Here is a 19,422-nt window from a genome sequence, read left to right as displayed (position 1 = left end):
AACAGAGATGTTATATTGTATCTATTATCATCAGGAAGTCTCACATGTCGTCTCGTAGAATCGCGTCTCTGGCAGGCTTGGCAATCGGGGTTTTGGGCAATACGGGATACGCGGAGGAAGGCCCGCAGACCATTGAACTGGAAAGCGTCAACGTCACCTCCGACTATCAGTACGAGACCGCCACCAGCCCGATCCAGGGCTACCGCGCCACCCGCTCGGCCACGGCCACCAAAACCGACACTGCCATCGCGGATATCCCGCAGTCGATCAGCGTCGTACCTGCCTCAGTGCTCAAGGACCTTGGCAGCAACAATGTCGAGCGCGCGCTGGATTTTGCCGGCGGCGTATCGAAGCAGAATAACTTCGGCGGGCTGACGCTTTACGAGTACAGCATCCGCGGCTTTACCACTTCCGAGTTCTACAAGGATGGCTTCAGCGCCAACCGCGGCTACCCTGCCACGCCAGATGCCGCAAACATTGAACGCATCGAAGTGCTGAAAGGCCCTGCCGCCAGCCTGTACGGGCGTGGCGATCCGGGCGGCACGGTCAACATCGTCACCAAGAAACCCCAGCGTGAAGCCTTTACCACCTTGCAGACCAGCGCAGGCAGTTGGGATCGCTATCGCACCGCGCTGGACGTCAACACGCCGCTGGATGAAGAAGGCAATCTGCTTTCGCGGGTCAATCTGGCCGTCGAAGACAACAACAGCTTTCGTGACCATGTAGAGAGCAAACGGGTATTTGTCGCCCCGTCCTTCAGCTGGCAATTGAACCCTGACACCAGTCTGCTGGTGGAAACCGAGTTCGTACGCCACACATCGACTTTCGACCGAGGTGTGGTCGCCCCCAATAACAAGTGGAGCGGCGTGTCGCGCTCGACCTTCCTCGGCGAGCCGGACGATGACATCGATAACGACAACAACATGGTCCAGTTCGCCCTGGACCACCAGCTCAACGATGTCTGGTCGCTACGTCTGGCCAGCCATTACAAGCAGGGCGAGATGTCGGGTTTTGCCAGCGAGGCGCGCCCGCTGAACGCCGACGGGCACACCGTCAATCGGCGTTATCGGGAGCGCGACAATAATTGGCATGACAGCATCACCCAGTTAGAGTTACGCGGCCGTTTCGATGGCATGGGGGTCGAGCACGAAGTGCTGATCGGCACCGAGTACGAGAACTATCGCAAGAACGAACGCGTCACGACCATCGCCGGCAGCCCCTACGCCATCGACATCTACAACCCGGTCTACGGCCAGCCGAAGCCCGCCGGCGCACGCTCCGGTACTGATTTTTACGAGCATATCGAAAGCCGCGCGCTGAACCTGCAGGACCAGATTGTCTTTACCGACAAGCTGCGCGGCATGATCGGGGCACGCTACGAGCACTTCGATCAGCAGGTCGATGACTTCACCACCAACGCCACCTCCGGGCAGCGCCAGGACGCTTTCACTCAGCGCGCCGGGTTGCTTTATCAACTCACACCGCAGGTCGGCCTGTTCGTCAACGCCTCCACCTCGTTCAAGCCCAACAATGGCCTGGATGCCGCCGGCAAAACCTTCGACCCGGAAGAAGGCGTCGGCTACGAAGTCGGGATCAAGAGCGAACTGTTCGACGATCGCCTGAGCACTACCCTCGCCGCCTTTCATATCGAAAAGGAAAACGTTCTCGCGCTGGATCCGGGCACCGACACCAATCGTGCGGTGGGCAAGGCTCGCAGCCAGGGCTTGGATCTGCAATTTACCGGGCAGGTCAGCGAAGCCATTCGGGTCATCGGTGCCTTCGCCTACATTGACGCCGAAGTGACCAAGGGCGACCAGAGCATCCCCACCGGCAGTCGCATCCTCGGTGTCGCCAAACACAGCGGCAGCCTGCTGGGCGTCTATGAGTTCCAGGAAGGCGCATTGCGCGGCTCGGACGTGGGCGCTGCGTACACCTACGTCGGCGACCGCTCGGGGCAGTCGGGCTCTGACTTCGAACTGCCGGCCTACCAGACCGTAGACCTGTTGGCGCATTACAAAGCCAGCGACAACGTCACAGTGGGTCTGAACCTGAACAACATTTTCGATGAAAAATACTACGAGCGCTCCTACAGCAACTACTGGGTCGCGCCTGGCGAACCGCGCAACTTCACGGTCAGCCTGACCCTCAGCCTCTGACGCCCATGACAACCCGGATCAATACACCCCGCTCCCAACAACAAGGACGCATCATGCTTTCAAGCAAACCTTTCCTGGCCCTGGGCCTACTCGGCGCTCTGTTCGCCAGTCACGTCAATGCGCACGGTCTGTGGACCGAACAGCGTCGCGGCAATATCGAAGTGGTCTACGGTCATGGCGCCGAAGACAACGCCTTCAAGGCGCAGAAAGTCAGCGGCGCATGGGCCTACGACCTGCAGGGCAAAATGATCCCGGTGACGGTACAACGCCTTGAAGACCACGCGCGTCTGGTGCCGCTCAAGCCGCCTGCGGTCATGAGCGTTGCGCTGGATAACGGCATGTGGACGCGCAACGCCGAGAAGCAATGGATCAACGAGGGCCGCAGCAAGGTGCCCAACGGCACCGACTCCATCCACACCTTCAAATACAGCGTGGCCATTTACGCCGAAGGCGCGCACCTGCCAACGTTCAACAAACTGAATTTCGTGATCGTGCCGCAGACCGACCCCTTGAAAGTCGGCGCAGGCAAACCACTGCCGGTGCGCGTACTGATCGACGGCAAACCCGCCGCCGGTATCAAGCTGATCGGCGATTACCGCAGTGCACCGGATGTCGTCAGCGCCGAAACCGATGCACAAGGTCTGGCCAGCGTCATCGTGCGTAACGAGGGGCTGAACATCATCGCGGCCGAGGTCACGCTGCCGGTCAAGGACAACGCCGACATCGCCGAACGCGGCTTGTTTACTTCCCTTACGTTTGTTGGTGAGGCGCATCACGAGTAAACCCCCTTCCTGCTTCCGGAAAACGCCTGCTGCAGGCGTTTTCTGTCTTCAGGAGCGTGAGCCTGAGCTCCGCTCTCCCAGCTGCTTCGCCCCTCCATATTCCCTTTAGTAAACAAAGTTTCCAGAAACCTCTGGACGCTGGATTTCCTTTCGCCTATAAAACAGCCTTTAAGAATATTAAATTCCTGTAGAGAATTTTATTCGCTAACCAGACCCTCTGCATCTGACCTTTTTCGCCCTGCGCCAAACTGCCGCCACCCTTCAGAGGACACGCCATGCAACACGAGAAGAACCATTTCATCCTGAAGATCAGCTGCCCGGCGACCTCCGGCATTGTCGCGGCGGTGACCTCCTACCTGGCTGGCAACAGCTGCTACATCGGTGAAATGGCCCAGTTCGACGATGAGTACAGCGGCACTTTTTTCATGCGCGCAGTGTTTCGTTTCAACGATGGTCATGAGGGCGACATCCAGCAATTGAAAGCCGGCTTCGACGCGGTGGCCAACGACTTTGCCATGCAGTGGGAGCTGCACGACACGCGCCGGCCGATGCGTGTGCTGCTGATGGTCAGCAAGTTCGATCACTGCCTGACCGACCTGCTGTACCGCTACCACAAGGGCGAAATGGACATGACCATCACCGCCATCGTCTCCAATCACCTGGATCTACGACCGATGGCCGAACGTGAGGGTATTCGCTTCATCTACCTGCCCGTGACCAGGGAAACCAAGGCCGCGCAGGAAGCCGCACTGATGAAGGTGGTCGATGAAACCGGCACCGAGCTGGTGGTGCTGGCGCGCTACATGCAGATTCTCTCCGACGACCTGTGCCAGCAACTGGCGGGTCGGGCGATCAATATCCATCACTCGTTTCTGCCGGGTTTCAAGGGCGCCAAGCCCTACCATCAGGCTTACGAGCGCGGCGTGAAGCTGATCGGCGCCACCGCGCACTACGTCACCAGCGACCTGGATGAAGGTCCGATCATCGAGCAGGAAGTGCAGCGCGTCGATCACGTCTACCTGCCTGCCGACCTGGTCGCGGCGGGACGCAATAACGAAACCATCGCGCTGTCGCGGGCAGTCAAATACCACCTGGAGCACCGCGTGTTTCTCAACACGGATCGAACGGTGGTGTTCCGATGAGCGCACACATCATCGACGGCAAGGCCGCCGCCGCTCGCGTTCTGCAACAGGTCAAACACGATGTGAACACCTTGAAGGCCGAAGGCATCGAACCGGCGCTGGCCGTAATCCTGGTCGGTAACGACGCGGCCAGTGAGGTCTACGTACGCAACAAGATCCTGCGCGCCGAGGAAGCCGGCATTCGCTCGCTGGAGCACCGACTGCCGGCCGACAGCAGCCAGGCGCGCTTACTGGCCCTGATTGCCGAACTGAACGCCGACAACACGGTAAACGGCATTCTCCTGCAACTGCCCTTGCCCGCTCACCTAGAAGAAAACCGCGTCTTGCAGGCTATCGGTCCGGGCAAGGACGTAGACGGCTTTCACAGTGAAAACGTCGGAGGCCTGAGTCAGGGACGTAACGTACTGACGCCCTGCACGCCCAGCGGCTGCCTGCACTTGCTCGAAGAAACCTGCGGCGATCTAAGCGGCAAGCATGCGGTGGTGATCGGTCGCTCCAACATCGTCGGCAAACCCATGGCCGCCCTGCTGCTGCAAGCGCATTGCTCGGTGACGGTGGTGCATTCGCGCAGTCACGACGCCAGGGCCTTGTGCCAGTTGGCCGACATCGTCGTGGCGGCGGTTGGCCGTCCGCGCCTGATCGATGCCAGCTGGCTCAAGCGCGGCGCGGTGGTGATCGACGTCGGTATCAATCGCATCGAGGACCACGGCCGTAATCGCCTGGTGGGCGATGTGGATTTCGCCAGCGCCATCGAAGTCGCTGCTGCCATCACGCCCGTTCCCGGCGGGGTCGGGCCGATGACCATCGCTTTTCTGATGAAAAACACCGTGACTGCTGCCCGGCAGCAGGCCCACGCGCAACGCAGCCAATCGGAGGCCGTATGCCTTTCAACCTGTTGAAATACGGGCTCAGCTCGGAGTACCCGGTCGAGGTAGATCTGCCTGCGCCCAAGGAACTGAAGTCCTCCTACGACGTGGTGATCATCGGCGGCGGCGGGCATGGCCTGGCTACCGCCTACTACCTGTCGAAATACCACGGCATCACCAATATTGCCGTGCTGGAAAAAGGTTACCTGGGCGGCGGCAATACAGCGCGCAACACGGCGGTGATCCGCTCCAATTACCTGACCAGCGAAGGCGTGAAGTTCTATGCCGAGTCGGTGAAGATGTTTCAGGGCCTGTCCAACGAGTTCGACTTCAACATCATGTACTCCGAGCGCGGCCAACTGACCCTCGCGCATACCGACGCCACGGTCCGGTCGTTCCGACAGCGCGCCGAGGTCAACAAGCATTTCGGCGGCCGCACCGAGATGATCGACCGCCAGCAGATCCGCGAACTGGTGCCGAGCCTCAATCTGGACCCCGGCCATCTGCCGGTACTCGCCGGCCTGTGGCACATCGACGGCGGCACCGCCCGGCATGACGCGGTTGCCTGGGGCTACGCCAAGCAGGCGGCCAAGCGCGGAGTGGAAATTCATCAACTGACCGAAGTGCAGGAACTGGTGATCGAGAACGGCACCATTAAGGCGGTGAAGACCAATCGCGGCACCATCCAGTGCGGTTGCGCCGTGCAGGCGGTGGCAGGTATGAGTTCGCAGATGATGAAGAAGGCCGGGATTCGTTCGCCGATCCAGACTTTCCCGCTGCAGGCGATGGTCACTCAACCCTTCAAACCCTTTCTTGACCCGCTGGTGAGTTCGTCCGCCCTGCACTGCTATGTGCAGCAGACCAGCCGTGGCGAAGTGGTGTTTGGCGGTGGCTCTGATCCCTACCCGTTGTTCAACAGCCGCTCGACGCTGGACCTCAAGGAAAGCCTGCTGGCCCACGCCATCGAGATGTTTCCGTTTCTGGCCAACGCCAAACTGATGCGCCAATGGGCCGGGATCACCGACATGACCCCGGACTACAGCCCGATCATGGGCCTCTCCCCGGTCAGGAATTACTACCTGGATGCGGGCTGGGGCACCTGGGGCTTCAAGGCCACGCCGATCTGCGGCAAGACCATAGCCGAACTGGTGGCCAGCGGCGGCAAGGTGCCCGAGTTGATCAAGCCGTTCGCGCTCGAACGCTTCTCGACCTTTCAGCAAGTCAACGAAATGGGCGCAACAGCGGCCAGCCACTGACGGAGAGCGACACATGAAAATCATGACCTGCCCGCTCAACGGGCCGCGCAACATCAGCGAGTTCACCTACGGCGGGGAATTCAAACACATGCCCGACCCGCAAACCTGCAGCGACGCCGAGTGGGCCGATTACGTGTTCAACAGTGAGGACACGCTGGGCGTGGTGCGCGAGTGGTGGATGCACAATCCCTCCAGCTACTGGTTCCTGGCCGAGCGCCACACCGGCAGCGACGAGATCATCCGCACCTTCGATCCACGCGAACTATTTACCGCACGTATCGACTTCGCCCCTCTCGCCTCCAAGGAGATCGCAGGATGACCACCCCCGCCCGCCTGCCCGCGCCCATGGGCCTGCTGATCGATCGCACCCGGCCGCTCACGTTCAGCTTCGATGGCAAAACCTATCAGGGCCTGCAGGGCGACAGTATTGCCAGTGCGCTGCTGGCCAACGGTCGCTTCCTGCTTTCACGGTCATTCAAGTACCACCGCCCGCGCGGTCCGCTGACCATGGCCGGACAGGACGCCAACAGCCTGATCCAGTTGCCTCACGAGCCCAACGTAATGGCCGACACCGTTGCGCTGCAGGAAGGCTTGCAGGCCACCGGCCAGAACTTCAGCGGCTCGCTGGACAACGACCGGGACGCGTACCTGGGCAAGTTCTCGAAGTTCATGCCGGTGGGTTTCTACTACCGTTCTTTCTACAAGCCCAAGGGCATGTGGAAACTCTGGGAACCGATCATTCGCAAGAAGGCCGGCCTTGGCGTGCTGGACCTGACCTTCCAGCCCGAGTACTACGACAAGGCCTACCTGTTCACGGATCTGGCGGTGATCGGCGCGGGACCTGCCGGCTTGCAGGCAGCACTGAGTGCTGCCAATGCCGGCGCCAAGGTATTGCTGATCGAACAGCAGCCGATCCTCGGCGGTTCGCTGGCGTATGCCCGCTTTGATGTCGAAGGCCTGCGTGCCGAACAGCTGCGGCGTGAGCTGGTCGCTGCGGTAGAAGCACATGACAATATCGAGGTGCTCAAGCAAGCGACCTGCAATGCCTGGTTCACCGACAACTACCTGCCGGTGATTCAGGGCAAGCGTTTGTACAAGGTGCGTGCCACACACTGCCTGGTGTGCAGCGGCTCGTTCGATCAGCCGGTGATTTTCCGTAACAACGACCTCCCTGGCGTGATGCTGACCAGCGCCGTACAGCGCCTGATCAAGTTGTACGCCGTCAAGCCTGGCAAACGCGCGGTGGTGCTGACCGGTAATGATGACGGTTACCTCGCCGCACTGGATTTGCACGATCAGGGCGTCGACGTGGTCGCAGTGGCCGACATGCGCAGCAGCCCGTCGGACCGGACGCTGCGGCTTGCTCTGGAGAAGCGCGGCATCGTCTGCCACGTGAACACAACGGTCTATGAAGCGCTGCATGAGAAAGGCATGCGCCATGTGAGCGGCGCCGAGCTGCGCAAGATCACCGGCCAGGGTCAGGTGGCGAACAGCGGTTCGCATGTCGACTGCGACCTGCTGTGCATGTCCGGCGGCTACATGCCGGTCTACCAGTTGTTGTGTCAGGCCGGCGGCAAGCTGGCCTATGACGATCAACAGGCCGAATTCGCCATCAGTAGCCTGCCACAGAACCTGAGCATCGCAGGCTCGGTCAACGGTTACCACGCGCTGGACAACGTACTGGCCGATGCGGCCCATGCCGCCGCCAGCGTGGTCTCGGCACTTGGCCTGACATCGGCTGACACACCTGCCGCGCTGCGCAGCGAAGCGCAGGTCAACTTCGCCTGGCCGATCTTCCCGCACCCTGACGGCAAGGACTTTGTCGACTTCGACGAAGACCTTCAGGTACGCGATATCGTCAATGCCACGCGCATCGGCTACCGCGACATCCAGTTGGTAAAACGCTATTCCACGGTGGGCATGGGCCCCTCACAGGGTCGTCACTCGGCATTGCCTACCGCACGACTGGTGGCTGCCTCGACCCAGCGCAGCATCAGTGAAACCGGCGTGACCACGGCCCGGCCGCCCTTCGAGGCCGAGAAACTGGCACATGTTGCAGGTCGTGCCTTCGATCCGTATCGGCAGACGCCCATGCACCAGCGTCATGTGCAGGCAGGCGCGAAAATGATGCCGGCCGGGATCTGGCAGCGTCCCGCGTTCTATGGCAAACCCTCGCAACGCGATGCCTGCATGCAGCAGGAAGCACTGCACGTGCGCAACAAGGTCGGCATCATCGACGTGTCGACACTCGGCGGCCTGGACGTGCGCGGCCCCGATGCCGCCGAGCTGCTCAACCGCCTGTATACCTTCGCCTTTCTCAAACAGCCGGTCGGGCGTTCGCGTTACGCGCTGATGACCAACGAGCAAGGCGTGGTCATCGACGACGGCGTTTGCGCGCGCTTTGCCGAACAGCATTTCTACGTCACGGCCACCACCAGCGGCGTGGATCGCATTTATCAGCAGATGCTCAAGTGGAATGCCCAATGGCGTCTGAACGTGGACATCACCAACGTCACGGCGGCCATTGCCGCGGTCAACGTGGCGGGTCCGGATTCGCGCAAGGTGCTGGAGCAGGTCTGTACCGACCTTGATCTGTCTGCCGAGGGTTTCCCTTATCTTGGCGTGCGCCTGGGCACGGTTGCCGGCATCAAGGCGCGGCTGTTGCGGGTCGGCTTTGTAGGTGAACTGGGCTACGAGATCCACGTTCCCGCTCGTCACGCGCTCAGGCTCTGGGATGCACTTGTCGAGGCTGGCAAGGCCTTCGACATGCGTCCGTTCGGCGTCGAGACGCAACGGCTGTTACGTCTGGAAAAAGGCCACGTCATTATCAGCCAGGACACCGACGGCATGACCCACCCGGTCGAGATCGACATGGGTTGGGCCGTCAGCCGCAGCAAGCCGTTCTTCGTCGGCCGCCGCTCGGTGGACATCCTCGAAGCCCGGCCGCTGAAGCGCAAGCTGGTTGGCTTCACCCTGCCCAAGGCCAGCCCGCTGCCGCTTGAGGGCCATCTGGTGCTCAAGGGCCCGGACATCAGTGGCAACGTGACGTCCTGCGAGTACTCCTCGACCTTGGGCATGATCATTGGCATGGCCTATGCCGCGTTCGACCAGAGCACTCCCGGCCAGCAGATTCCGATCCGCGTCGAAGATGGCGTGGTGGTTCAGGCAACCGTCGTGAAACTGCCGTTCTTCGACCCTGAAAACCAGCGCCAGGAGCTCTGACCCATGACCAGCCTTAGCCAGAACAGCCCTGTCGGCGCCAACCCGCGGGCCTTGTGCACGTTGCAAGACCTGACCGATCGACCACGTGTGGGATTTCGCGGCACGCAAAGCGCTGACTACCTCACTGCACGCGGTTTCAGCCTGCCCGAGGCACCGAACCGCGCCGTCACACAGGCGGACGGCAGCCATGTTGCGCGCCTTTCGCAGACCGAATACCTGCTGCTGGGCAGCCCCCTTGATGACGGGCAGCGCATCGCCGATGAAGAAGCTCGCTGGGAGCTGGACCACAGCGCCAATTACCTGCTGCCTCGCGAAGACAGCCATGCCTGGCTGCAACTGAGTGGCGCGTGTATCGCCGAGGTGATGGCCAAGCTGTGTGGCGTAGATCTGCGCCCGGGGGCTTTCGCTCCCGGTTCGGTGGCGCAGACCTCGGCGGCGCGCATCAATGTGATCGTCATCAACCTCGGAGCGCAGGCCGAACCGTGTTTCCAGATCCTCTTCGATCGGGCTTCGCTGGCTTACTTCAAGGACGCGATGCTGGATGCCATGACCGAGTTTGGAGGACGCTATTTATGAACCCCGGGTTACTGCGTTACTGAGCAAAGGTCGTTTCGTGCTCATGAACGACAACAAGTGTCTGTTACCGCCACGCCAGTTAAAGAATGCCGGCAAAAAGCCGTTGACCTGTTGGTAGACCATAAGAACGACTCTCAGGCCAACGCCTGGTGGCGCAGACTGCGTCCATGCAGCGCCCAACACCTGCGGCAGTAACGGACATCCCGGAGCTCAAATGAATATCAAACAGAAATTGACTTGGGCGTTCGCAGTCATTGCGTGCTTGCCCATATTAGTCGTTGCCGCCATCGTGATCGTGAATCTGCGTGACAAGGCGACCAGTGATTTCGCGGACAGCAGCGCGCGCGAAATTCGTCAGGTCGACAATGCCATGCAGCTGTTTTTCGACGGCATTACGCAGAACGTCAATTACATCGCGGCGCACCCGCTGATCGCCGGGGCGAGCGATGATTTCCGCAACTACATGGGCGCAACGCCTCCCCCGCAGTCCGAGAATGACAGGCAGGCGACCGAGCTGTTCGCCAGTATCGCCAAGGCTCACCCAGCCTACTCCTACGTCTCTTATGGTCTGATCAACGGCAGCTACATCATGACGCCGGAAGACCCGAAAATGAGCAACTACGACCCGCGTGTGCGGCCGTGGTACAAGACGGCGATGGCCAATGCCGGCAAGACCGTGCGTAGCGATGCCTATTACTGGGCCAACGACGATGCAGTACTGGTCAGTACTATCCGGGCGATACCCAACAAGCTGGGCAACCCTGGCGGCGTGGTCAATATTGACGTATCGCTCAAGCAACTGACCAACATCGTCAAGCAGATCAAACTGGGCGAAAGCGGCTATCTGATGCTGATGGAAAAGAACGGCACCGTGCTGGTCGATCCGAAACAGCCCGAGCATAACTTCAAGAAACTGGGCGAACTGGGCGACGGCTTCAGCGATCTGGCGAAAACCGCCAGTGGTCTGGTCGAGGTGACACTTAACGGCGAACGCTACATGGCCAATGTGTACTCGTCCGAGCAACTGGGCTGGAACTTCATCGGCCTGATCAAGCAGGACGAAGTGATGGCCTCGGCCACCCGCCTGACCTGGTTGATCGGTATCATCGCGGCGGTGCTGGCGGTGGTCTTTGCAATTGTCGGTGCCAGTTTCGCCCGCGTTATCGTGCGTCCGATCCACAGTGTTTCCAGTGGTCTGGAAGGCATCGCGGGCGGTGAAGGCGACCTGACCCAGAACCTCGCCGTGCGCGGCAAGGATGAAACCGCGCAGCTGGCGGGCTGGTTCAACAAGTTCCTGACCGCGATCCGCAGCCTGATCCAGCACATCGGGCAGGCGGCCGGGAAGATTCTCGAAGCCTCACACAGTTCGACACGTGTCTCCAACGACATGGCCGAAGCTGCTGGCCGACAGCGCGAAGCGGTGGACATGGTCTCCACGGCGTTTCATGAAATGGTCGCTACCTCCAATGAAGTCGCCCGCTCCTGCAGCCAGGCCGCCGACTCGGCCGACAACGGTCAGCAACAGGCGCGTGAAGGTCAGCGGCAGATCGATGAGGCGGTGCGCAGCGTCGACCAGCTCAGCGAAGAGCTAACCCGCTCGGCCAAGGACATGACGCAACTGGAAAAGGACAGCGCAGGCATTCAGTCGATCCTCAACACCATCCGCTCGATTGCCGAGCAGACCAACCTGCTGGCGCTCAACGCCGCCATCGAGGCGGCACGTGCAGGCGAACAGGGTCGCGGCTTTGCCGTGGTGGCCGACGAAGTCCGCGCACTGGCCAAACGCACGTCGGACTCGACCGCAGAAATCGACAGCTTGCTGGGCAACCTGGCCAAACGCACTGCCTCGGTGGCGCAACAGATGCATGCCAGCCTCGACGTGTCGCAGCAATCGGTGACCAAGATCGGACAGGCACGCAGCAGCTTCGGGCAAATCCGCGAGTCAGTGGATGTGATTCGCGATATGAATACCCAGATCGCAACCGCCGCCGAGGAACAGCATCAGGTGGCCGAAGACATCAACCGGCACATCAGCCAGATCCATGGTGATGCGCAGTTGATCGCCGAACTATCGGACTCGGCCCGCGCGGATTCCAGAAGCCTGGAGATGCTGTCCAGCGAACTGGACGGCCTGGTGCGCAAGTTCAAGACCTGATACTGCACACACGGAGCGTGGGAACGATGGGCGTCTGTGCGTACCCTATCGTGCCCATCCTCCGCGTGTTCTGGACACTCTGAGCCCTGTCCACAGCAGGAGATTTAATCTCCGTCCCTCTCAAACCATTCAGTCAGAAAATCCAGAAAAGTGCGCAGCGTTGCTGACTGATGGTGCCTTGAGGTGTAGATCGCGTGTATCCCCAGAGCCCGTGGCTGGTACTCCGGCATCAGGGCGATCAGCTTGCCGCTTGCAATCAACGGCGCCGCCGAATGCACAGGCTGCAGACTGATACCGGCGCCCGCCACTGCGGCCTCCAGCAGCACCACTGAATCGTTGGCACTCAGGTTGCCGCCGACCGGCACACTGAGCGGCAGTTGCTGGCGGGTGAACTCCCAAAGGCTTTTGCCGAAATACGAATAGGTCAGGCAGTTGTGGGCAGGCAGTTCCTGCGGCCTGGACGGCGTGCCGTGCACGGCGAGATAGGCTGGAGAAGCACACACCACCGAATCGCATTGCCCCAGCGGACGGGCAATGACATTGGGGTCCAGCTGATTGGTGATGCGGATCGCCAGATCGATTCGCTCGCTGACCAGATCCACGGCCTCGTTGCCGATAAGCAGGTCTGCCGAGGTGCCGGGATAACGGCGCAGGTAAGCCGTCACCGCGGGTGCCAGAACGGCCAGCGCCAGTGACTGCGAACAGGCGATGCGCAGCATGCCGCGTGGCTCCTCGATTTGCGTATCGGCCGCCAGCGGCACCGCGTCGGCCAGCTCGATCAACTGCTGGCAACGCAACAACGTCACTTGTCCGGGGGCGGTCAAGCCGAGCTTGCGTGTGGTCCGGTGCAGCAGTCGCGCTCCGGCCCAGCTCTCCATCTGCGCCAGATAACGTGTGACCATTGCCCGAGACATGTCCAGCGCCTCGGCGGCGGCTATGAGGCTGCCCCTGTCGTTGATAGCGATGAATACCCGTGCCGCTATGATCCGATCCACGATTCGTCCGATATAAGCAATCAATAGTTGCCAATACTGAGGCTTTTGTTTCATCTGAGGCAACATAAGATAACGACCTCAGTCCTGCCCGAACGAAGGTCGTACCCCATGTTGCGTAAATCCTTGCTTGCCCTGTCCTTCGCTGCTCTGTTCCCTCTCGCAGCCCAGGCCGCAGCCCCCCTGGCAATCGAGGTGTATAACCCGGCTGAAAAAGCCGTCTTCCCGGTGTCATCCGAACTGATCACCGGCAAGCATGACGCGGTGCTTATCGATGCGCAGTTCCAGCGCAACGACGCCGAGGCCCTGGTGCAAAAGATCAAGGCCAGCGGCAAGCAACTTACCACCGTCTATATCAGCCACAGCGACCCGGATTACTACTTCGGTCTGGACGTCATCAAAGCCGCGTTCCCCGAGGCGAAGATCGTCGCCAGCGCACCTACCGTGAAGGCGATCAAGGCGTCGATGCAGGGCAAACTCGCCTACTGGGGCCCGATTCTCAAGGACAATGCGCCAGCCAGCCTGGTTGTGCCGGAAGTGCTCAAGGGCGACCACCTGACGCTTGAAGACCAACCGTTGCAGATCAAAGGCCTTAACGGCCCGGCGCCCGAGCGCAGCTACGTATGGATTCCCTCCCTCAAGGCAGTGGTCGGCGGTGTCGTGGTCTCCAGCGGTATTCATGTCTGGGTCGCTGACACGCAAAGCACGAAATCGCGTCAGGACTGGCTCGCGACACTCAAAGGCATCGAGGCGCTAAAACCGGCCACCGTGATTCCGGGTCATTACCTGGGCGAGGTCCCGTCAGGCACCCAGGCTGTGACGTTCACCGCCGACTACCTGAAGTCCTTCGAAGAACAGGCCGCCAAGGCCAAGGATTCCGCCACGCTGATCGACGCCATGCACAAAGCCTGGCCGCAACTGGCCGAACCGGCTTCGCTGGAGATGAGCGCAAAAGTCATCAAGGGCGAGATGAAGTGGCCAAATTGATCCGGCACCTGTAAGACCCCAACGGAGCGCTGCGAATATCAGGAGGGACGAGGCTTTTACATACGCTGCGCAGACGCACTCAGCTATGGTCAGACGCCCATATCAGTCGCTATGCTGCGCCCATGAACGCCCCTCTGAAAATCCGTAACCCCTGCCCGCCCGGCGCTTGCGACTGCAAGCGCGAGCTGCTGGACGCGGAAGATGCAGACCTGCGGATTCTGCTGCTGTCCCGCGACGCGGAAAAAACCCTGCTGGATCGCCTGGAGCGTATCGAAAGTCTGGAAGATCTGGAGCACATGCAGCGCAAGATTTTCCAGCAACTGGGCGTGCGTGTCGACATCGCGCCGGGCTTCAATGAAGTGCGCACCATGCGCGGCATCAGCATTGTCGTCGAGGAAAAGGTCGGGCTGTGTCGCAAGACGCGTCAATCGATACCTGCCGCCATCCGCCGCGCCCTGGAAGCACGTCCACAGATCGCCTATCAGTTGCTCAACGCCAACGACCTGCTGCGCGACGCCTGACTATCGAGCGCCTGGCTAATGCGGCTATCATGCTGCGCCCATAAGCCAAGGAATGCCCTCCGTGTCCCTCGAAATACGCCCAGCCATTGCCTCTGATGCCAGTCAGATTCTGGCGTTCATCACCGAACTTGCCATCTATGAACGCGCCGGGCACGAGGTCAAGGCCGGTGCCGACGATATTCAACGCAGCCTGTTCGCCGACAACGCACCTGCCAAGGCGCTGATGTGCCTGGATGACGGCAAGCCCGTTGGCTATGCCGTCTATTTCTACAGCTACTCGACCTGGCTGGGACGCAATGGTGTTTATCTGGAGGACCTGTATGTCACGCCGGAGAAACGCAGCATCGGCGCTGGACGCGCACTGCTTCGACAGATCGCTCGCGAAGCGGTGGCCAACGATTGTGGCCGCCTGGAATGGAGCGTTCTGGACTGGAACGAGCCAGCCATCCAGTTCTACGAAGCCATCGGCGCGGCACCGCAAAGTGAATGGGTTCGTTACCGAATGGAGGGTGCCGGGCTGCTGGACTTCGCCAAGGGCGGCGATTGAAACACAAGGGCCTGATACGAAAACGCCCGGCCTGTAATAGGCCGGGCGCTTCGGGAAAAGCATTCAACAGCTGTCAGCAAACCCCAGGCGGGATGCCGTCCTTGTTGAAGTCTTTCAGGCGTTCCTTTTCTTCGGGCGTCGAGTGCGCGGGCACATCGCTTTGCGGTTCCGGTTTTTTCTCGTCTTTCTTGTCAGTCATGGTCGTTGACTCCGCTGGTGGACACTCAAATAAGGCCACGCGCGGAGCATTCGGTTCAGACTGATTGCACAGTGCGGCGCTGATCGACGTTGCATTCCAGTTGCCTGGCCAGCCCCTGCAGATCGAGCAGGGTCGCGCGCCAGCTGCGCTCCTGACTGCCGACACTGACCAGCGAACGGACCCGGTCATTGACCGAAATGCCCTTGCCGGTACTGGCTTGCCAGCCCTGTTCCAGCATGGCCGGATCGAACTGATTGAACGCGTCGATTGCATCGACGCGGTTCACTGCAAAACCGAAGCACAGCCGCTCGCCACGCACGATCAATACACGCGACGCTTCGCCCTGGACCTGTGCGCCTTCGCCCAACAGGCTGCTCAGGCAGATCAGCGGTACCTGCTCGCCGCGCAAATTGAACTGCCCCAGCAAATGCGTTTCCGGCTGCGACAGGCCGATCAGTTGCTGCGGCATGCTCATGATTTCCACGATCTGGCTCAACGGTGCCACGAAGCGGGTCGGCGCATCGAACAGCAGGCAGGCGTGGCGCAGCATGGCCTTGGTCACATCGTGCGAGGCCTGGGCAGGTTTGACGTCGTGCTGATAAACCTGGGTGTAGCTTTTGACTTCCGGGCGCTGCAGCAGCATCGGATGATCAAGCAACAAGGCCTGCTGCCCCTCCTCCAGGTTCATTACCCCGGCCAGCAGCTCTGGATGCGGCAGGCCATAGCCCGGCGCCGCCAACAGGCTGTCCGGATCCTGACGCTGAATGGCGACCATGCGGTCATAGCCAAACCCGCACACCCGCCCGTCTGGCGCAGTCAACAGCAGCAACTGCGGCTTGGACGTCTGACGTAGATGATCCAGACCAAGCACTTCGGACAGGTTGAGCGCCGGAACCTTGGTGCCACGCACCGAGGTGACGCCAAAGCAGCAGTCACTGGCAAAGTCCGAGGCTGTGATCTCGGGACCGTCCACCAACTCGGTCACAACGCTGGCATCGATACAGAAGTTGCGGCCATCGCACTCGAATACCAGGTAATGCAGCAAGCGACTCTTGGCGGCCAGCGCCTCATCCTTGAGCACTTGCGCGTTGGGGTCGGCAGCGAACAGTACGCCTGGCAAACCACTCATGAAGGCAAGATCGAGCTTGTAGATCATCCGCGACTCTTCGGCGCCGAGCAGCAGAGAGGGCAGCAGCCCGACAGCGCTGCCCTCGGGCCCCAGTGGGCTGAACTGAGAATCACGGGCCTTGAGAATGTCGCACACCGCGTCAATCGCCAGCCCGAGGTAGCCACCGCCGTACTTGAGAATCGCGACCAGTGGCGTCGGCGAAGACATATCGCCACCCTCCGCCAGTTGAGCCCGCAGGTCGACCAATGGCACCGGTTTGCCACGCAGGGTAAACACCCCACGCAGCGCTCCCCGGGTCAATGGATGGGGATGCAGATCAGCGGGCCAGTGCACGGCCTCCATCAATGCATCGGCAACCACCGCCAGATACACACCATTGATCTGCACGACGCCATAGGCATTCAGGCTGCTCATGCAGGTTGTCCGATGGATACCTTGTTCAGAGTTTCGGTGTGGCCGGTCAGGTTGGCTTTATGCAGCTCGACGATCAGGGTCTCGACTTCCTGCGCCGACAGGCGTTGCTTCTCTGTCGCCGTATTGATCCCGTCGATCGCCTGGGTGGTCTGCATCACGCCTTCCACGATGTGTTCGAAGGCTTCGCCGGCACTGCGCGAAATCTCGTTGCCCGACTCGATGCGGCTGACGGTTTCCAGAATCAGCTTGTTGATTTCCTTGGTCGCACGCGAGGACTTCTCGGCCAGCTTGCGCACCTCGTCGGCGACTACCGAAAAGCCCAGGCCATGCTCACCGGCCCTGGCCGCTTCGATGGCCGCGTTGAAGGCCAGCATGTTGGTCTGACTGGCGATCTCGCTGATCACCTGAATGATGTCCTGAATGCCCTCGGCGGACTTGGCAATCATGCCCATTGCGTCGGACGCCTTGACCAGCGTCTGCGAACCGGAACTGGCCTGCTCACGCGTCATTCTGGCCAGATCGGTGGCTGTCTCGGTACTTTGCGCCACATAGGAAATGGCGTTCATCAGTGCTTTTACCGACTCGCCCATGGCGCGGGTCTTGGCCTCTATCGCCTGTTCCATCTCAACCTGACGGGTAATGTCAGTGGCGAATTTCACCACTTTGAACGGCAAGCCGTCGTTGTCGAAAATCGGGCTGTACGTCGCCTGAATCCAGATTTTCTGCCCGTATTTGCTGACACGCATGAAGCGCCCGGAATAGAACTCGCCCTGCCCCAGCCCGTGCCAGAATTCACGGTACTCGGTGCCGCGCACGTATTCTTCCTCACAGAAGATACGGTGATGCTTGCCTTTGATTTCCAGCAGGCCATAACCCAGCGCTTTGAGGAAGTTGGCGTTGGCGGTGATGATGTTGCCGGCCATGTCAAATTCGATGACGGCCTGGGCGCGGTCGATGGCATTCACCTTGCCCTGGTCCTCGACGCTGGTTTCCTTGGCCACAGTCACGTCGAGCGCGAATTTGACGATCTTGTAGGGTTTGCCCTGCGCATCGAAAATCGGGTTGTAGGTCGCCTGAATCCAGATCTCCTTACCGTCCTTGCGCTTGCGCTTGTACTCGTTGGCGTCGTACTCGCCGCGCCCCAGCTTCTCCCAGAGCTCACGATACTGCAGGCTGCTGACAAATTCTTCGGAGCAGAACATACGGTGGTGTTCACCGACGATTTCGTCGAGATCGTAGCCGAATACCGTCAGAAAATTGCGGTTGGCGTGCAGCACCTTGCCCGTCAGATCGAATTCGATCACCGCTTGGGAGCGCTCGATGGCCGTCACCTTGCCCGCGGACTCAGCCTGACGAATGCGGCTCTCGGTCACATCGTTGGCGAACTTCACAACCTTGTAAGGACGACCATCCGGGTCGAAGATCGGGTTGTAAGTGGCGCTGATCCACAGCTCGCGACCGTTCTTGCCGATGCGCTTGTATTCGCCGGAGTCATACTCACCACGTTCAAGCTTGGCCCAAAAGGCACGATAGGCCGGGCTATTCAGGTAGTCGTCTTCGCAGAACATGCGATGGTGCTGACCCTGAATCTCGTCCAGACGATAGCCCAGGACCTTGAGAAAGTTTTCGTTGGCGTTGAGCACGCGACCGTTCAGGTCGAATTCGATAATGCCCTGCGAACGATCAATGGCCGCAACCTTGCCTTCGTACTCGGCATTGGACTTGCGTTGCGCAGTCACGTCCGTGGCGAACTTCACGACCTTAAACGGATTGCCCTGCTCGTCGAAGACCGGGTTATAAGTCGCCTGCAACCAGATCTCGCGCCCGTTCTTGCCCAGGCGCTTGTACTGCCCTTCGTCGAAAGCGCCCTTGCCCAGTTTTTCCCAAAACGTTGCATATTCGACGCTGGACGCATGTTCCGGCGTGCAGAACATGCGGTGATGCCGACCCTGGACCTCATCCAGCCGATAGCCGACGCAATCCAGAAAATTGGTATTGGCCCGCAGGATATTGCCTTCAAGATCGAACTCGATCATCGCCTGGGAACGGTCAATGGCCGTCATCAGCGAGTGAAGATCAAGTTCCAGCCTGGCCCTGTGGGTGCTTTCAATCGTGGTCGACATGTGGAAATACTCTGCGAGTAAGCATCTATGGAAGTATTGTCATGAAGCGCCGGTCTCTGCGAGCCCTGTCAGACACACCAATGTGTGGACTATGGAGGCTGCCGATCAAGCCGGTTAATCGTCTTTCTCAATGCCGTCCATAGCGCGAACTGTCAGGCCGTCAGCGCTGGATGGAATGACCGACTCCACCTGGCAGGTAGCTGTAGTATTAACATCGGCATCAAACGGAACAGCTTTAGGGCCGCTATTTCGCCATCACACAGACAGGCTGCCGGTCGTCAGCGAAGAGCGCTTCGAACACCACGCCTCTACCGACGTCGAACACCTCTTGTTCATCAGGCATAAAACCAGATGA

At 60.3% G+C, this 19,422-nt stretch carries 16 protein-coding genes; 12 read left to right on the top strand and 4 right to left on the bottom strand.

Translation table 11 applies throughout. From position 1 onward, the window contains the following. Positions 1-44 precede the first annotated feature (44 nt). The 9 genes from JOE39_RS04945 (at position 45) to JOE39_RS04905 (ending at position 12,155) form a co-directional block, all read left to right on the top strand. A complete protein-coding gene (locus tag JOE39_RS04945) occupies positions 45-2,156 on the top strand; it encodes a TonB-dependent siderophore receptor (protein ID WP_032660772.1) in 2,112 nt (703 codons plus the stop codon). A 53-nt stretch (positions 2,157-2,209) separates the two neighbouring features. After that, entirely contained in the window at positions 2,210-2,938 is a 729-nt protein-coding gene (locus JOE39_RS04940) for a DUF4198 domain-containing protein (RefSeq protein ID WP_003396117.1), read from the top strand. Between the two features lie 275 nt (positions 2,939-3,213). Continuing rightward, entirely contained in the window at positions 3,214-4,080 is an 867-nt protein-coding gene (gene purU, locus JOE39_RS04935; protein ID WP_003346974.1) for a formyltetrahydrofolate deformylase, read from the top strand. Further along, positions 4,077-4,979 (top strand): bifunctional methylenetetrahydrofolate dehydrogenase/methenyltetrahydrofolate cyclohydrolase FolD, encoded by a 903-nt coding sequence (gene folD, locus JOE39_RS04930; RefSeq protein ID WP_032660769.1) that lies wholly within the window; start codon positions 4,077-4,079, stop codon positions 4,977-4,979. The genes purU and folD overlap by 4 nt, the downstream gene beginning before the upstream one ends. Next, entirely contained in the window at positions 4,961-6,202 is a 1,242-nt protein-coding gene (locus JOE39_RS04925) for an FAD-dependent oxidoreductase (protein ID WP_122220625.1), read from the top strand. The genes folD and JOE39_RS04925 overlap by 19 nt, the downstream gene beginning before the upstream one ends. A gap of 13 nt (positions 6,203-6,215) precedes the next feature. After that, positions 6,216-6,521, top strand: coding sequence for a sarcosine oxidase subunit delta (locus JOE39_RS04920; RefSeq protein ID WP_003396121.1), 306 nt, complete (start codon positions 6,216-6,218; stop codon positions 6,519-6,521). After that, positions 6,518-9,424 (top strand): 2Fe-2S iron-sulfur cluster-binding protein, encoded by a 2,907-nt coding sequence (locus tag JOE39_RS04915; protein ID WP_210077745.1) that lies wholly within the window; start codon positions 6,518-6,520, stop codon positions 9,422-9,424. Before JOE39_RS04920 ends, JOE39_RS04915 begins: the two co-directional genes overlap by 4 nt. A gap of 3 nt (positions 9,425-9,427) precedes the next feature. Continuing rightward, positions 9,428-10,000, top strand: coding sequence for a sarcosine oxidase (locus JOE39_RS04910; protein WP_210077747.1), 573 nt, complete (start codon positions 9,428-9,430; stop codon positions 9,998-10,000). 214 nt (positions 10,001-10,214) lie between these two features. Continuing rightward, the gene (locus JOE39_RS04905) at positions 10,215-12,155 is read left to right on the top strand and encodes a methyl-accepting chemotaxis protein (protein ID WP_004418077.1); all 1,941 of its coding nucleotides are present in this window, start codon (positions 10,215-10,217) and stop codon (positions 12,153-12,155) included. 104 nt (positions 12,156-12,259) lie between these two features. Here JOE39_RS04905 and JOE39_RS04900 read toward each other — a convergent pair whose 3' ends face one another. Continuing rightward, positions 12,260-13,150 (bottom strand): LysR family transcriptional regulator, encoded by an 891-nt coding sequence (locus JOE39_RS04900; RefSeq protein ID WP_024960115.1) that lies wholly within the window; start codon positions 13,148-13,150, stop codon positions 12,260-12,262. A gap of 108 nt (positions 13,151-13,258) precedes the next feature. On the opposite strand from JOE39_RS04900, the gene JOE39_RS04895 reads away from it, so the two are divergent. The 3 genes from JOE39_RS04895 to JOE39_RS04885 all read left to right on the top strand — a co-directional run bounded on the left by JOE39_RS04895 (position 13,259) and on the right by JOE39_RS04885 (position 15,202). Then, positions 13,259-14,134, top strand: coding sequence for an MBL fold metallo-hydrolase (locus JOE39_RS04895; protein ID WP_210077749.1), 876 nt, complete (start codon positions 13,259-13,261; stop codon positions 14,132-14,134). A gap of 122 nt (positions 14,135-14,256) precedes the next feature. Next, positions 14,257-14,655 (top strand): hypothetical protein, encoded by a 399-nt coding sequence (locus JOE39_RS04890; protein WP_003315537.1) that lies wholly within the window; start codon positions 14,257-14,259, stop codon positions 14,653-14,655. Between the two features lie 61 nt (positions 14,656-14,716). Next, positions 14,717-15,202, top strand: coding sequence for a GNAT family N-acetyltransferase (locus JOE39_RS04885; RefSeq protein WP_029572484.1), 486 nt, complete (start codon positions 14,717-14,719; stop codon positions 15,200-15,202). 73 nt (positions 15,203-15,275) lie between these two features. On the opposite strand, the gene JOE39_RS26465 is transcribed toward JOE39_RS04885, so the two are convergent. The 3 genes from JOE39_RS26465 to JOE39_RS04875 are packed head-to-tail and all read right to left on the bottom strand — an operon-like array spanning position 15,276 to position 19,067. Beyond that, the gene (locus tag JOE39_RS26465; RefSeq protein WP_003315538.1) at positions 15,276-15,401 is read right to left on the bottom strand and encodes a hypothetical protein; all 126 of its coding nucleotides are present in this window, start codon (positions 15,399-15,401) and stop codon (positions 15,276-15,278) included. Between the two features lie 55 nt (positions 15,402-15,456). Further along, positions 15,457-16,944, bottom strand: coding sequence for a chemotaxis protein CheW (locus JOE39_RS04880; protein ID WP_044311511.1), 1,488 nt, complete (start codon positions 16,942-16,944; stop codon positions 15,457-15,459). Beyond that, positions 16,941-19,067, bottom strand: coding sequence for a PAS domain S-box protein (locus tag JOE39_RS04875; RefSeq protein ID WP_103362448.1), 2,127 nt, complete (start codon positions 19,065-19,067; stop codon positions 16,941-16,943). Before JOE39_RS04875 ends, JOE39_RS04880 begins: the two co-directional genes overlap by 4 nt. Positions 19,068-19,422: the final 355 nt, after the last annotated feature.

This window comes from Pseudomonas sp. PvP100 (assembly GCF_017833055.1).
GTDB classification, from domain to species: domain Bacteria; phylum Pseudomonadota; class Gammaproteobacteria; order Pseudomonadales; family Pseudomonadaceae; genus Aquipseudomonas; species Aquipseudomonas syringae.
Note: the sequence above shows the minus strand (reverse complement) of the source record. Positions and strands in the feature narration are given on the sequence as shown.

Bases quoted from the DNA above. Each gene is read 5' to 3' on its own strand.
- JOE39_RS26465 (WP_003315538.1), bottom strand. From the start codon at position 15,401: ATGACTGACAAGAAAGACGAGAAAAAACCGGAACCGCAAAGCGATGTG.
- purU (WP_003346974.1), top strand. From the start codon at position 3,214: ATGCAACACGAGAAGAACCATTTCATCCTGAAGATCAGCTGCCCGGCG.
- JOE39_RS04880 (WP_044311511.1), bottom strand. From the start codon at position 16,944: ATGAGCAGCCTGAATGCCTATGGCGTCGTGCAGATCAATGGTGTGTAT.
- JOE39_RS04945 (WP_032660772.1), top strand. From the start codon at position 45: ATGTCGTCTCGTAGAATCGCGTCTCTGGCAGGCTTGGCAATCGGGGTT.
- JOE39_RS04940 (WP_003396117.1), top strand. From the start codon at position 2,210: ATGCTTTCAAGCAAACCTTTCCTGGCCCTGGGCCTACTCGGCGCTCTG.
- JOE39_RS04890 (WP_003315537.1), top strand. From the start codon at position 14,257: ATGAACGCCCCTCTGAAAATCCGTAACCCCTGCCCGCCCGGCGCTTGC.
- JOE39_RS04925 (WP_122220625.1), top strand. From the start codon at position 4,961: ATGCCTTTCAACCTGTTGAAATACGGGCTCAGCTCGGAGTACCCGGTC.
- JOE39_RS04875 (WP_103362448.1), bottom strand. From the start codon at position 19,067: ATGTCGACCACGATTGAAAGCACCCACAGGGCCAGGCTGGAACTTGAT.
- JOE39_RS04895 (WP_210077749.1), top strand. From the start codon at position 13,259: ATGTTGCGTAAATCCTTGCTTGCCCTGTCCTTCGCTGCTCTGTTCCCT.
- JOE39_RS04905 (WP_004418077.1), top strand. From the start codon at position 10,215: ATGAATATCAAACAGAAATTGACTTGGGCGTTCGCAGTCATTGCGTGC.
- JOE39_RS04915 (WP_210077745.1), top strand. From the start codon at position 6,518: ATGACCACCCCCGCCCGCCTGCCCGCGCCCATGGGCCTGCTGATCGAT.
- JOE39_RS04910 (WP_210077747.1), top strand. From the start codon at position 9,428: ATGACCAGCCTTAGCCAGAACAGCCCTGTCGGCGCCAACCCGCGGGCC.
- folD (WP_032660769.1), top strand. From the start codon at position 4,077: ATGAGCGCACACATCATCGACGGCAAGGCCGCCGCCGCTCGCGTTCTG.
- JOE39_RS04920 (WP_003396121.1), top strand. From the start codon at position 6,216: ATGAAAATCATGACCTGCCCGCTCAACGGGCCGCGCAACATCAGCGAG.